Source organism: Mycobacterium sp., assembly GCF_049683355.1.
GTDB lineage: Bacteria > Actinomycetota > Actinomycetes > Mycobacteriales > Mycobacteriaceae > Mycobacterium.
This window is the reverse complement of the sequence record NZ_JBAUJB010000364.1, coordinates 18,802-31,943: the sequence shown is the minus strand read 5'-3', so window position 1 is coordinate 31,943 and position 13,142 is coordinate 18,802. Positions and strand designations below refer to the sequence as shown.

The 13,142-nt window shown below is 67.4% G+C and carries 12 protein-coding genes; 9 read left to right on the top strand and 3 right to left on the bottom strand.

Going from position 1 to position 13,142, the window contains the following annotated elements:
• Positions 1-129: 129 nt before the first annotated feature.
• Positions 130-597 (top strand): hypothetical protein, encoded by a 468-nt coding sequence (locus WA944_RS21000; RefSeq protein ID WP_526608980.1) that lies wholly within the window; start codon positions 130-132, stop codon positions 595-597.
• A 3-nt stretch (positions 598-600) separates the two neighbouring features.
• Here WA944_RS21000 and chsH3 read toward each other — a convergent pair whose 3' ends face one another.
• The gene (chsH3, locus tag WA944_RS20995; RefSeq protein ID WP_526369523.1) at positions 601-1,461 is read right to left on the bottom strand and encodes an enoyl-CoA hydratase ChsH3; all 861 of its coding nucleotides are present in this window, start codon (positions 1,459-1,461) and stop codon (positions 601-603) included.
• 3 nt (positions 1,462-1,464) lie between these two features.
• Complete coding sequence (gene kstD, locus WA944_RS20990) at positions 1,465-3,168, bottom strand: 3-oxosteroid 1-dehydrogenase (RefSeq protein ID WP_526369525.1); 1,704 nt, start codon at positions 3,166-3,168, stop codon at positions 1,465-1,467.
• 73 nt (positions 3,169-3,241) lie between these two features.
• Here kstD and WA944_RS20985 point away from each other — a divergent pair, with 73 nt between their 5' ends.
• From WA944_RS20985 to WA944_RS20965, 5 genes are all read left to right on the top strand, one after another.
• Positions 3,242-4,027: a 2-keto-4-pentenoate hydratase gene (locus WA944_RS20985; protein WP_526647312.1), complete on the top strand. Its 786-nt coding sequence runs from the start codon at positions 3,242-3,244 to the stop codon at positions 4,025-4,027.
• 52 nt (positions 4,028-4,079) lie between these two features.
• Complete coding sequence (locus WA944_RS20980) at positions 4,080-5,009, top strand: acetaldehyde dehydrogenase (acetylating) (protein WP_526371576.1); 930 nt, start codon at positions 4,080-4,082, stop codon at positions 5,007-5,009.
• Positions 5,006-6,058, top strand: coding sequence for a 4-hydroxy-2-oxovalerate aldolase (dmpG, locus tag WA944_RS20975; RefSeq protein WP_526610588.1), 1,053 nt, complete (start codon positions 5,006-5,008; stop codon positions 6,056-6,058). The genes WA944_RS20980 and dmpG overlap by 4 nt, the downstream gene beginning before the upstream one ends.
• A gap of 160 nt (positions 6,059-6,218) precedes the next feature.
• Positions 6,219-6,692, top strand: a complete 474-nt coding sequence (locus WA944_RS20970; RefSeq protein ID WP_526374050.1) for a hemophore-related protein — start codon at positions 6,219-6,221, stop codon at positions 6,690-6,692.
• Positions 6,693-6,819: 127 nt separating this feature from the next.
• The gene (locus WA944_RS20965) at positions 6,820-8,919 is read left to right on the top strand and encodes a RecQ family ATP-dependent DNA helicase (RefSeq protein ID WP_526610591.1); all 2,100 of its coding nucleotides are present in this window, start codon (positions 6,820-6,822) and stop codon (positions 8,917-8,919) included.
• Here the strand turns inward: WA944_RS20965 and WA944_RS20960 are convergent.
• Complete coding sequence (locus WA944_RS20960; protein WP_526610594.1) at positions 8,916-9,848, bottom strand: IclR family transcriptional regulator; 933 nt, start codon at positions 9,846-9,848, stop codon at positions 8,916-8,918. The two genes, WA944_RS20965 and WA944_RS20960, sit on opposite strands and share 4 nt — an antisense overlap.
• A gap of 107 nt (positions 9,849-9,955) precedes the next feature.
• Between WA944_RS20960 and WA944_RS20955 the strand changes: the two genes are divergently transcribed.
• From WA944_RS20955 to WA944_RS20945, 3 genes are read left to right on the top strand one after another with little or no spacing between them, the layout of a single operon-like run.
• A complete protein-coding gene (locus WA944_RS20955) occupies positions 9,956-11,083 on the top strand; it encodes a hypothetical protein (RefSeq protein WP_526370914.1) in 1,128 nt (375 codons plus the stop codon).
• Positions 11,084-11,085: 2 nt separating this feature from the next.
• Positions 11,086-11,877, top strand: coding sequence for an SDR family NAD(P)-dependent oxidoreductase (locus tag WA944_RS20950; RefSeq protein WP_526370910.1), 792 nt, complete (start codon positions 11,086-11,088; stop codon positions 11,875-11,877).
• Positions 11,874-13,028: a sulfotransferase gene (locus WA944_RS20945; RefSeq protein ID WP_526370908.1), complete on the top strand. Its 1,155-nt coding sequence runs from the start codon at positions 11,874-11,876 to the stop codon at positions 13,026-13,028. Before WA944_RS20950 ends, WA944_RS20945 begins: the two co-directional genes overlap by 4 nt.
• The last annotated feature ends 114 nt before the right edge of the window (positions 13,029-13,142 follow it).

The following is a 13,142-nucleotide window of genomic DNA, read 5'->3' as shown; positions in this document are numbered from 1 at the left end:
CGCAGCAACTGACTGACCGGGTACGGGCGCCGAACCGGGCGCCCGCACCCGGTCATGAGTTTTACGTCGCCAATTTTCTTGCCGTGTACCGCTTTCGATCGTGAGCATCGGCAGGGCTATGATCGCGTGATGTCAGACACCAAACCCAGCTGGATCGCCCCGGCCGCGCTCGTCCTCGCCGTGATCGCTGTGGCGCTCGCGGTGTGGGGGCTGGTGCGGTCGCCCTCGTCGGGCAGTTCCTCGGTCAGCGCCGAGCCGTCCGCCGAGGCCGAGACCGAGGTGTGCGCGGCGTTCGAACTGGTGCGCAACGCGGTGTCGCTGCAGACCAACGTCGACCTCGGCACCGACCGGGTGGCCACTCAGACGGTGGCTGCCAACGCCCGCCTCGCCACGCTGGGCGGCGGCCAGTTCCTGCTCTCCCGGCTCGACGACGCGGTGCCGGCCGAGCTCGCCGATGAGGTGCGGGCGTTCGCGAACAACCTCGAGTACATCGGAATGGGACAGCTCGCCGGTGCATCCAGTCAGGATGCGGCCCAGACCACCCGCCTCAACGACGCCCAGGCCTCCGCCGAGCGGATCGCCGAGCTCTGCGCATAGCGGTCAGGCGGGGACGAACTCCACTCCGGACAGCGCGACGGCGTTGTCGCGTTCCGGGGCGGTCACGACGGCGCTGAATCCCTCGTCGCCCTTCCACACGTTCACCCGCAGCGTCTCACCGGGGAACACCACGCCCGCCATCCGTGCGCCGTAGGACTTGAGCCCGGTGACGTCGCCGTCGAGCAGGTTGTCCACCAACGCCTTGCAGGTCATCCCGTAGGTGCACAGTCCGTGCAGGATCGGACGCGGAAATCCTGCTGCGGCAGCAAAATCCGGGTCGGAGTGAAGCGGGTTGCGGTCACCGCACATCCGGTACAGCAGCGCCTGCGAAGGTGATGTCGGAACGGACAACTCGAGGTCCGGAGCCCGGTCCGGCGTGCCCGACGAGGTCGAGGGGCCACGGTCTCCGCCGAAGCCACCCTCGCCGCGGGCGAAAATGGACCGCTTCTGCGTCCACAGCAGCGCGCCCTCGGGATTCGTCACGGTCGTCTCCGACCAGATCACCGCGGCCTTGCCCTTGTCCCAGATCTCGGTGAACCGGGTGACCGCGGTGCCGGACCCTGTAGCCGGGATGGGGCCGGGCACCGTGACGGCCTCGCTGGCGTGCAGTACCTTGCTGAGCTCGATGTCGATGCCGGGGAACTTCACCGCGGGCGGCTCGGTCATGTGGAAGCTCTGCGCGACGTTGCCGAAGGTCGGCAGCACCTGCGGGGTGCCGTCGACCAGGTAGCGCAGCTCCCGCTTGTCCATCGGGTCGCCGCCGGCGCCCAGGCCGAGGTGATAGAGCTGGACATCGTTGCTGGTCCAGGAGAAATCGACGGCGGGGAGCTCGGCGCCGATGGCTTCATCGAGGTTGATTGGCACGGCTCACTCCTTGCCTGTCGCCGCCGGAGCGGCTCCGGCAATGTGCAGGGCCGCGAGATATCCGAACGTCATCGCCGGGCCGATGGTGCCGCCGGGACCGGGGTAGGTGTGGCCCATCACCGGGGCGCTGACGTTGCCCGCCGCGTAGAGACCCTCGATGACCGAACCGTCGTCGCGCAGCGCGCGGCCGTGCACGTCGGTGACGACGCCACCCTTGGTGCCCAGGTCCCCGGGGACCATCTTGGCCGCGTAGAACGGCCCGTGGTCGATCTCGCCGAGGTTGGGGTTCGGCTTGTTGGTGGGGTCGCCGTAGTAGCGGTCGTAGGCGCTCTCACCGCGGTGGAAGTCCTCGTCGACTCCTGAGCGGGCGAAGCCGTTGAACCGCTCGACGGTCTCCTTGAAGGCGCCGGCAGGCAGGCCAGTCTTCGCCGCCAGCTCGTCGAGGGTCGGGGCGGAGACGATCACGCCCGACTCCAGCCACTTCTTCGGGATGCGTTGCCCGGGCTGCAGACCGGCGAAGATGTAGCGATCGCGGTAACGCTGGTCGAACACCAGCCAGGCCGGGATGTTCTCGCCCGGCCCCGGGCCCTGCCCGTGACGGCCGCCGTACATGTGGTGGCAGGCCTCGACGTAGGGCATCGACTCGTTCATGAACCGCTTGCCCGACATGTTGACGATGATCGATCCCGGCGAGTTGCGCTCGGACAGAGCGAACCACGGCGCGTCTACCAGCGGGACCGTCGGACCCCACCAGGCGTCCTCCATGACGTCCAGAGCGGCACCGAGCTTCTCGGCGGCCAGGATGCCGTCGCCGGTGTTGGCCTTCGCGCCGACCGTCCACTCGGTGGTGATCGGCGCGCGCTGGTATTTCACCCGCATCTGCTCGTTGTGCTCGAACCCGCCGCTGCCCAGGATCACCCCGCGGCGGACCCGGATCAACCGCGGTTCAGCGGATTCGGGCTCGGTGGTGTTGCGTACGTAAACGCCGCGGACCACTCCGTCCTCGACATAAAGGTCCGTCAGCGCGGTGTTCAGCAGCACCGGGACACCGGCCTTCTGGAGCCCGATGCGCAGCGGGGCGATCAGCGCGCGGCCCATGCCGACCAGGTTCTTGCCGGTGACCTTGCCCCACGTCGCGCGCACGCCGACCTTCAGGCTGCGCAGCACTCCGCGGGGGTGTCGCTTGAGCTGGTTGAGCCGGACGTAATCCTGCTGCAGCACGACCATGTTCATCGGAACCTTGCCGTACGGCGGCTCCAGGCCGGGCAGGTCGGTGCCGAGCTTGTTGGCGTTGAACGGCTTGGGCTCTACCGACCGGCCCGTCGCCTTGCCGCCCGGGCTCTCGGGGTAGTAGTCGGAGTAGTTCGGCACCCAGCAGAGCTTGAGCGGCGAGTGCTTCAGCACGAACGACAGCATCTCCGGACCACGGTCCAGATACGTGTCGATCTTCTCCGCCGGTACCACGTCGCCGATGATCGAGTGCAGATAGGTGCGGGCCGCCTCGGCGGTGTCGCGGACGCCGTCGCGCTTGAGGATCTCGTTGTTCGGGATCCACACCCCACCACCTGACCGCGCAGTGGAACCGCCATAGTGCGGGGCCTTCTCGAGGACTACTGTTGACAGACCCTGGTGGGCGGCCGTGAGGGCGGCAACCATGCCGGCAGCGCCACTGCCCACCACGATGACGTCGTACTCCTGTCCAGTCATGTAGAACACGTTATAGAATCGCGCGGCTGACCCACAACTGTGCCGGTCGACGAAACGAGGGGACTTCACCTAGATGCTCAGTTCCGAGATGCGTGAGCAACTTGCTGCTGACCTGGCCAAGGCGGAAAGCAGCCGGGTTCCGATCTCGCCGCTGACCGACGGCAACCCCGACATCGATGTGGTTGATGCCTACGAGATCCAGCTGATCAACATCCGTCAGAGGGTCGCCGACGGTGCCCGGATCATCGGGCACAAGGTGGGGCTGTCGTCGGAGGCGATGCAGAAGATGATGAACGTCGACGAGCCCGACTACGGGCATCTGCTCGACGACATGCAGGTCTTTGAAGATGTTCCGGTCCGCTCCGAGCGTTATCTGTATCCGCGGGTGGAGGTCGAGGTGGGGTTCGTGCTCGCCGACGACCTGCCCGGGGCGGGATGCACCGAGGACGACGTGCTCGCCGCGACGGCGGCGTTCGCTCCCGCGATCGAGTTGATCGACACCCGCATCACCAACTGGCAGATCAAGCTCTGCGACACGATCGCCGACAACGCGTCGTCGGCGGGCTGGGTGCTCGGCGAGGCGCGGGTGTCCCCGAAGGACATCGATGTACGAGCTATCGACGCCGTCCTGACCAACAACGGCGAGGTCGTCGCGCAGGGGCGCAGCGATGCGGTGCTGGGGAACCCGGTGACCGCGGTCGCGTGGCTGGCGCGCAAGGTCGAGGCTTTCGGGGTCCGGCTCAAAGCCGGTGACATCGTGTTGCCAGGGTCGTGCACACGTGCGATAGACGCACCCGCGGGCAGCCATTTTGTCGCCGACTTCAGCGGGCTAGGTTCAGTACAACTGAGTTTCGAATGACTGCGAATGACTGCGAATGACTGCGAATGACTGCGAATGACAGGGAGAATCCATGCCTGACAAGGCATCCGTCGCGATCGTGGGATCGGGCAACATCAGCACCGATCTGTTGTACAAGCTGCTGCGCTCGGAGTGGTTGGAGCCGCGGTGGATGATCGGCATCGACCCTGACAGTGAGGGTCTGGCCCGGGCGCGCAAGCTCGGCCTGGAAACCTCCCACGAGGGTGTGGACTGGTTGCTGGCGCGCGACGAGAAACCGGACCTGGTGTTCGAGGCCACCAGTGCGTATGTGCACCGGGATGCGGCGCCGCGGTATGCGGAGGCGGGGATCCGGGCGATCGATCTGACACCGGCGGCGGTGGGGCCGGGGGTGATCCCGCCGGCGAACCTGCGGGAGCATCTCGACGCGCCGAACGTGAACATGGTGACCTGTGGCGGTCAGGCGACCATCCCGATCGTGCACGCGGTGTCGCGGGTGGTCCCGGTGCCTTACGGGGAGATCGTGGCGTCGGTGTCCTCGGCGTCGGCGGGGCCGGGGACGCGGGCCAACATCGACGAGTTCACCAAGACCACCAGTGCCGGAGTGCAGCACATCGGCGGCGCTGCCAGGGGTAAGGCGATCATCATCCTGAATCCGGCCGATCCGCCGATGATCATGCGGGACACCATCTTCTGCGCGATCCCCGAGGACGCCGATCGGGACGCGATCGCGCAGTCGATCCGTGATGTGGTCGCCGAGGTGCAGACCTATGTGCCGGGTTACCGGCTGCTCAACGACCCGCAGTTCGACGATCCGTCGATGAACTCCGGCGGGCAGGCGGTGGTGACGACGTTCATCGAGGTGGAAGGCGCCGGTGACTATCTTCCGCCGTATGCGGGGAATCTGGACATCATGACCGCTGCGGCGACGAAAGTCGGCGAGGAGATCGCCAAGCAGAGTGCCGGGGCATCGCTGTCCGCGTCGTCAGGAGGGCAAGCATGAGTGGCATCGACACCATCTATTTCGATCCGATGTGGGACATCCGGATGACCGACACGTCGCTGCGCGACGGCAGTCATCACAAGCGCCACCAGTTCACCGCCGACGAGGTGGGCGCGATCGTCGCGGCGCTGGACACCGCCGGGGTTCCGGTCATCGAGGTGGCCCACGGTGACGGTCTGGGCGGGTCGAGCTTCAACTACGGGTTCTCCAAGACCCCGGAGCAGGAGCTGATCAAGCTTGCGGCGCAGACGGCCCGCAACGCGAAGATCGCGTTCCTGATGCTGCCCGGGGTGGGCACCAAGGAAGACATCAAAGAGGCGCAGAACAACGGCGGGTCGATCTGCCGGATCGCCACGCACTGCACCGAGGCCGATGTGTCGATCCAGCACTTCGGCCTGGCCCGCGAGCTCGGTCTGGAGACCGTCGGGTTTCTGATGATGAGCCACACCATTGCGCCGGACAAGCTCGCCAAGCAGGCGAGGATCATGGCCGATGCCGGGTGTCAGTGTGTGTATGTGGTCGACTCGGCGGGGGCGTTGGTGCTCGAAGGTGTCGCCGATCGGGTCTCGGCACTGGTGGCCGAGCTCGGCGACGACGCCCAGGTGGGCTTTCACGGTCACGAGAACCTGGGTCTGGGGGTGGCCAACTCCATCGAGGCCGTCCGTGCCGGGGCCAAGCAGATCGACGGGTCGTGCCGGAGGTTCGGCGCCGGAGCCGGCAACGCGCCGGTCGAGGCGTTGATCGGGGTGTTCGACAAGATCGGCGTGAAGACCGGGATCGATTTCTTCGAGATCGCCGATGCCGCCGAGGAGGTGGTGGCCCCAGCGATGCCGGCCGAATGCCTGTTGGACCGCAACGCGCTGATCATGGGCTATTCCGGGGTGTACTCCAGCTTCCTCAAACACGCCATCCGCCAATCCGAGCGGTACGGGGTGCCCGCGCACCAACTCCTGCACCGCGCCGGGCAACGCAAACTCATCGGCGGCCAGGAAGACCAACTCATCGACATCGCACTCGAGATCAAACGCGAGATGGGCACCCCGGCATAGACATTTTTCAGATCACTCCACGGCAGGGCTGACCAGCGTCGACGCCGCTCGGGCCGGGCCTGTGGCAGACGTCGGGTGTTTGGCGGCCCCGTCGATCGGCTAGGCCTCGGGGTGCGACCGAATGGTCGCGTGCTCGACCGATTGACGAGGAGTGATTTCCATGAACACCTCCGCTACCACCGTGCGCCGCGGGCTGTTCGGCGTGTTCGCCGGCGGATTGCTCGCCTTCGGCTCGGCTGCGATCGTCGCGCCGGTCGCCAACGCCCAGCCGGCGCCAGGTCCAGACTGCTCCGCCGCCGGAGTCGCGGGCACCGTCAGCACCGCAGCCGCCTCGGAAGGCGCATACCTGACGGCCAATCCGCAGACCAACGAGACCCTGTCGAACATCGCGTCGCAGGCACAGCCCGAGGCCGAAGAGGCCTTCCGCACGTACTTCGAGGAGAACCCCGAGGTGAAGGACCAACTGACGGCGATCTATCAGCCGGTCAGCGCCATCAACAACCAGTGCAACGTTCAGGTGACACCGACACCGGTGGCACAGGCCGTATGGAACGGCACCGAGACGGCGACCGGCCCGGAGGCCGCAGAAACACCTGCGCCGGCTGCCGAGACGCCTGAGGCGCCGTCGAACTGACGCAGGTCGCCGCTAGCTGGAAACGCACTTGCCGTGCCCGCGCTCCGGCGCAGGCACGGCAAGCGTGTTCTGCGGCCTCGGCGGGGCCGTCGGGCAGGCTGTCGCACCCCCCGGGCACGATGGGGCCATGGCGACACGAGCCGAGGCCCAGACGATCCTCGAACAGCTGGCAGGCCCGGACTCCCGGCTGCGTGACGACCAGTGGACGGCGATCGAAGCTCTGGTCGTGCAGCGTCGCCGCGCGCTCGTCGTGCAGCGCACCGGCTGGGGGAAATCAGCGGTGTACTTCATCGCCGCCAAGCTGCTGCGCGCCGAGGGGCGCGGGGCCACCGTCATCGTGTCGCCGCTGTTGGCCTTGATGCGCAACCAGGTGGCCGCCGCCGCCCGTGCGGGCGTCAAAGCGGCCACCATCAACTCGAGCAACATGGCCGACTGGTCCGAGATCCACGACCGGGTTCGCGGCGGTGAGCTCGACGTGCTGCTGGTCAGCCCGGAACGGTTGAACAACCCCGACTTTCGCGATCAGGTGCTGCCCGCGCTGGCCCGCGACGCCGGGCTCGTCGTCGTCGACGAGGCGCACTGCGTCTCGGACTGGGGCCACGACTTCCGGCCCGATTACCGGCGGATCCGCACGCTGATCGCAGAACTCGGTGCCGACGTCCCGGTCCTGGCGACCACGGCCACCGCCAACGACCGCGTGGTCACCGACGTCGCAACGCAACTGGGCGTCGGTGGCTCGGGTGCGGGCAAGGACACGCTGGTGCTGCGCGGCGGGCTGGACCGCGAGTCGCTGCGGCTGTCGGTGGTCGACGCGGGCAGCCCGGCGCAACGCGCCGCTTGGCTTGCCGCACACATCGATTCGTTGCCGGGCTCCGGCATCGTCTACACGCTGACGGTCGCCCAGGCGCACGACATCGCCGCGCTGTTGCGGGAGCAGGGACATGAGGTCGCGTCCTACACCGGCTCCACCGAGGCGGCCGAACGTGAGCAACTCGAAGCGGATCTGCTGGCCAACCGGGTCAAGGCGCTCGTCGCCACCTCGGCGCTGGGCATGGGTTTCGACAAATCCGACCTCGGGTTCGTCGTGCACCTCGGCGCGCCTTCGTCGCCGATCGCCTATTACCAGCAGGTCGGCCGCGCGGGCCGGTCGACGGCGAGCGCCGAGGTGATCCTGCTCCCCGGCCGCGAGGACCAGGACGTCTGGCGCTACTTCGCCTCTGTGGCGTTCCCGTCGGAAGCCATGGTGCGCAAGGTCATCGGTGAGCTGGACCTGGAGCGGCCGTTGTCGACACCGGCGTTGGAACCGCTCGTCGACCTCGGACGGTCCCGACTGGAGATGGTGCTCAAGGTGCTCGACGTCGACGGTGCGGTGCGGCGGGTGAAGGGCGGCTGGGTCGGTACCGGTGCAGACTGGGAGTACGACGAACCCCGCTACCGCAATTTGGACGAAGCCCGCAAGCGTGAGCAGCAGGCGATGCTCGACTACCAGCAGACCGCGGAATGCCGGATGGCCTTTCTGCGCCGCCAACTCGACGATCCCGAACTCGGTGCCGATGAGCGGTGCGGCCGGTGTGACAACTGCACGGGTGTCCGGCCGGCGGTCGACGTCGACGCAACCGCGGCCGAGGACACCCGGCAGCGCCTGATGCGCCCGGGGGTCGAACTCAGCCCTCGCAAGCAGTGGCCCTCGGGGCTGGGCAAGCTCGGCGTGGAGCTCAGCGGGCGGATCACCGACGGCCCGGCCCCGGGGCGGGCGATCGGGCGGCTGACCGATCTGGGCTGGGGCGCCCGGCTGCGCAAGCTGCTCGACGATGCCGATGCCGAGGTTCCCGACGACGTCGTGCAAGCGGCGGTCAAGGTGTTGGCGTCGTGGGAATGGGCGACCAGGCCGACAGCGGTGATGGCGCTGGACTCCGACACCCATCCGCTGCTGATCTCGTCGCTCGCCCGCAAGCTCGCCGAGCTGGGTCGGCTCACCGACCTCGGCACGCTGCGGTACGCGCCGGATCGCCGGCCGGTGATCGCGGCGAACTCCGCCTACCGGGTCGCGGCACTGCACCGTTCGTGGTCGCCTCCCGATGCCGGTGTTGTCGAGGCAGCCGGCGGACCGGTGCTGCTGGTGGACGACCTGACCGACACCGGGTGGACGCTGACTATGGCCGCGCGCATCGTGCGTGAGGCGGGAGCACCGGCGGTGCTGCCGTTCGCGCTCGCGGCCACCAGCTAGTGGTCCGGTTTCACACCGCCGAACTGGGCGGTGACCTCGTCGGCCGTCGCCATGAGTGAGCGGGCCCGGCGGGCTATCTCGCTGTCGGTCAACGACTCTCCGATGTGCATCGACGCGACCATGACCTGTCGTTGGTGGTGGTCGAACACCGGCGCCGAGATCACGCTGATGTCGGAACGGGTGTTGCGGCGTCCGCTGCTGTCCCGGCCGTCCTCTGTGCGCAGATACACCCGCTCGCCGATGTCGGACACGAGTTCGCCCAACAGGGCCCGCAGTTCGTCCGGCAGCGTGCTCGACATCCCGGCCATCAGCGAGTACAGGCGCCGGCCGCCGGGGGTCTGGCGTTCGACGAGGTGGCCGGCGGCGCGGCACTCGGCGATCACCCGGTCCAGGCGGGCGGTGTCGGTGCGCAGCGGGATCGTGGGTTCCTTCGCCAGCCAGGCGCGGAGTGCCTCGTCGTCCCAGAGCACGAACATCAGGCCCACCGGCGGCGCGAACGGATAGCTCTGGCCCACGTGAACGCCGGTGTCGGCGCCGGGCGGCCCGACGAGTTCGAGCAGCGTGATGCGGTCGTCGATGACCGCGGACAGCGCCGCGGTGGTGCCGTACATCGCCGAGAGCCGGCGCAGTTCCGTGCGCGCCGCGGGGTTGACCCGCATGGACTCCTGTGCGGTGTGTCCGAGCGCGATCAGCCTGGGGCCGATCCGGTAGGTCTTGTCGCGGGCGTCGCGAACGAGGTAGCGCGCTTCGGTCAGGGTGGTGACGATGCCCAGACAGGTCGGCTTGCTCATCCCGACCCGGCGGGCCAGTTCCGACAAGCCGAAGCCGTCGTGCGGATGCGCGGCGAGGAAGTCGAGGACGGCGACGACCCGGGCCGTCGGCGGGGAGGCTCGACCCGCGCTCGTCGGTGCTTCCTCGGCCTCCCGCATGCCCCCGCCCGTTGACTCGAATTAGAACGCGTTCTAGTGTCAGGTCGGAAACTCTACCAGCCCGGTCCAATATTGGAACAGTCTGGAAAGTGAGAGGTAGTCCCGTGATGTACTCCCAGCCGCTGGCCGATGCCATCGCCGAAGCCGAACAGCTCGTCGCCGCCGCGCCGTTCATCGAATCCGAGGCCGACCTGCTCGAAGGGTTGCAGTACCTCGCGGGATGCATCGCGGCCTGCACCCACGTGGCCTTCGACTACGACCGCGACCACCCGTTCCTGCACAGCGGCACCGGTCCGTTCACCAAGATGGGCCTGGACAATCCCGACACGATGTACTTCGGCACCCGCGTGGCGCCCGGCCACGAATATGTCGTCACCGGCCGGCGCGGCACCACCACCGATGTCAGCTTCCAGCTGCTCGGCGGCGACTACACCGACGACAACGTGCCCGACAGTGAGACCGCGTTCGACGACCGCAAGCTCGACATCGCCGCCGACGGCACCTTCGAATGGCGCTTCACCCCGCCCGGCCCGTCGCAGCTGGTGATCCGCGAGGTGTACAACGACTGGTCCGCCCAGCGCGGCACGTTCGCCATCTCGCGGACCGACACGGCGGGCACGGCGCCGCCACCGCTGACCAGAGAACTCATCGAGAAGCGCTATGCCGTCGCCGGTAAGCAGCTGGTACAGCGTGTGAAGACCTGGCTGCAGTTTCCGCAGTGGTTCTACAACGACAGTCCCGCCAACACGATGGTGGCGCCCCGGCTGACACCGGGTGGGCTGGCCACCCAGTACTCGTCGGCCGGACAGTTCGAGTTGGCCGAAGACCAGGCGCTGATCATCACGCTGCCGGTCACCGACGCCCCGTATCTGGGCTTCCAACTCGGGAGCCTGTGGTACATCTCCCTGGACTACATCAACCACCAGACCTCGCTGAACGGCACTCAGGCGCAGGCAGATCCGGACGGCAAGATCCGCATCGTGGTGTCGGACCGGAACCCGGGCGTCACGAACTGGGTGGAGACGCTGGGGCATCACAAGGGATTCCTCCAGTTCCGCTGGCAGCGGGTCTCCCGGGAGCTCACCGAGGCCGACGGCCCGACCGTAGACCTCGTCGACTTCGACGAGGTGGCGGGCGCGTTGCCGCACTACGAAAGCAACAAGATCACCGAGGAAGACTGGCGGGCGCGGATCGCGCTGCGCCAGAAACAAATTGGCGAGAGAATGGTGGGTTGACGATGGCTGGTGCCGGAGGACTTCTGGAAGGCAAGGTCGTCGTCATCAGCGGCGTCGGGCCCGCGCTGGGCACGACGCTCGCGCGACGATGCGCCGAGGAGGGCGCCGATCTGGTGCTGGCGGCGCGCACCGTCGAGCGGCTCGAGGACGTCGCCAAGCAGATCACCGACCTCGGTCGGCGCGCGTTGTCGGTCGGTACCGACATCACCGACGAGACGCAGGTGAAGAACCTGGTCGACGAGTCCATGAAGGCCTACGGCCGGGTCGACGTGTTGATCAACAACGCGTTCCGGGTGCCGTCGATGAAGCCGTTGGCCAACACCACGTTCGACCATATGCGCTACGCGATCGAGTTGACGGTGTTCGGGGCCCTGCGGATGATCCAGGGCTTCACCCCGGCGCTGGCCGAGTCGAACGGTTCCGTGGTGAACGTGAACTCGATGGTGGTGCGGCATTCGCAGGCGAAGTACGGCGCCTACAAGATGGCCAAATCAGCGTTGTTGGCCATGTCGCAGTCGCTGGCCACCGAGCTGGGGGAGCAGGGCATCCGGGTCAACTCGATTCTGCCCGGCTATATCTGGGGCGGGACCCTGGAGAGCTACTTCGACCATCAGGCCGGCAAGTACGGCACCACCGTCGACGAGATCTACAAGGCCACCGCGGCAGCGTCGGATCTCAAGCGGCTGCCCACCGAGGCGGAGGTCGCGTCGGCCATCCTGTTCATGGCCAGCGATCTGTCCAGCGGGATCACCGGACAGGCACTCGACGTGAACTGCGGGGAGTACAAGGCGTGAGCGGGACCAGTGCCCGGACCAACGTCGGCTCCGTAGCGGACCTGCACGCCTCGGCCACCAAGGCCTGCGGGCTCGACGACTTCGGCAGCGACGACGACAACTATCGCGAGGCTCTCGGGGTGCTGCTCGAGTCGTTTCAGCGCGACGCCGACCTGACCGAGTTCGGCAGCAAGATGCAGCGGTTCTTCGTCCGCAACGCGCTGGTGGCCCGGCTGGTCTCCGAGGCGGCGTTCAAGCAGTTCCCGGAACACGTCGACGTCCCGATCGAACGACCGATCTTCGTCACCGGCCTGCCGCGCACCGGCACCACGGCGATCCACCGCCTGCTGGCTGCCGACCCGCGACATCAAGGTCTGGAGTTGTGGCTAGCGGAGTTCCCGCAACCGCGCCCGCCCCGCGAAACCTGGTCGCAGAACCCCGTTTTCCAGCAGATAGACGCCCAATTCGCCAAGGCGCACGAGGAGAACCCAGACTACACCGGGCTGCATTTCATGACCGCCGACGAGGTGGAGGAGTGCTGGCAGTTGCTGCGCCAGTCGCTGCACTCGGTCTCCTACGAAACGCTGGCGCATGTGCCGACGTACTCGCAGTGGCTGTCTAGGCAGGACTGGACGAAGCCATATCAGCGTCACCGCAAGAACCTGCAACTGATCGGGCTCAACGACCGCGAGAAGCGCTGGGTGCTGAAGAACCCCAGTCATCTGTTCGCGCTGGACGCACTGCTCGCCACCTATCCCGACGCGTTGGTGGTGCAGTGCCACCGCCCCGCCGAGACGATCATGGCTTCGATGTGTTCGCTGGCCCAGCACACCACCGAGGGGTGGTCGAACACCTTCGTCGGGGACGTCATCGGCGCCGATTCGATGGAGACCTGGTCCCGCGGCCTGCGGCTGTCTAACGCCGAACGGGCCAAACACGATCCGGCGCAGTTCTACGACATGGACTACTTCGCGCTGATCAAGGATCCGATAGCCGCGGTGGAGGGGGTGTACGCGCACTTCGGCATCGAGATGACCGACGCCGCCCGGCACGCCATGGCAGCCACCCACGCCGAGAGCAGGCAGGGGCCGCGCGCGCCGAAGCACACGTATTCGTTGGCGGATTACGGTCTGACCGACGAACAGGTCAAGGAGCGCTTCACCGGCCTCTAGAGTGCGGGACGGCGGTGTTGTTCGACAACGGAGTTCGATAACGTTGCCTCACATGTCCGAATCGCTGTTCGATCTGACCGGCCGCACCGCGGCCGTCACCGGTTGCCTCACGGG

Excerpts from the sequence above, each read along its gene's own strand:
- WA944_RS21000 (WP_526608980.1), top strand. The coding sequence starts at position 130 with ATGTCAGACACCAAACCCAGCTGGATCGCCCCGGCCGCGCTCGTCCTC.
- kstD (WP_526369525.1), bottom strand. The coding sequence starts at position 3,168 with ATGACTGGACAGGAGTACGACGTCATCGTGGTGGGCAGTGGCGCTGCC.
- WA944_RS20985 (WP_526647312.1), top strand. The coding sequence starts at position 3,242 with ATGCTCAGTTCCGAGATGCGTGAGCAACTTGCTGCTGACCTGGCCAAG.
- WA944_RS20980 (WP_526371576.1), top strand. The coding sequence starts at position 4,080 with ATGCCTGACAAGGCATCCGTCGCGATCGTGGGATCGGGCAACATCAGC.
- dmpG (WP_526610588.1), top strand. The coding sequence starts at position 5,006 with ATGAGTGGCATCGACACCATCTATTTCGATCCGATGTGGGACATCCGG.
- WA944_RS20970 (WP_526374050.1), top strand. The coding sequence starts at position 6,219 with ATGAACACCTCCGCTACCACCGTGCGCCGCGGGCTGTTCGGCGTGTTC.
- WA944_RS20965 (WP_526610591.1), top strand. The coding sequence starts at position 6,820 with ATGGCGACACGAGCCGAGGCCCAGACGATCCTCGAACAGCTGGCAGGC.
- WA944_RS20960 (WP_526610594.1), bottom strand. The coding sequence starts at position 9,848 with ATGCGGGAGGCCGAGGAAGCACCGACGAGCGCGGGTCGAGCCTCCCCG.
- WA944_RS20955 (WP_526370914.1), top strand. The coding sequence starts at position 9,956 with ATGTACTCCCAGCCGCTGGCCGATGCCATCGCCGAAGCCGAACAGCTC.
- WA944_RS20950 (WP_526370910.1), top strand. The coding sequence starts at position 11,086 with ATGGCTGGTGCCGGAGGACTTCTGGAAGGCAAGGTCGTCGTCATCAGC.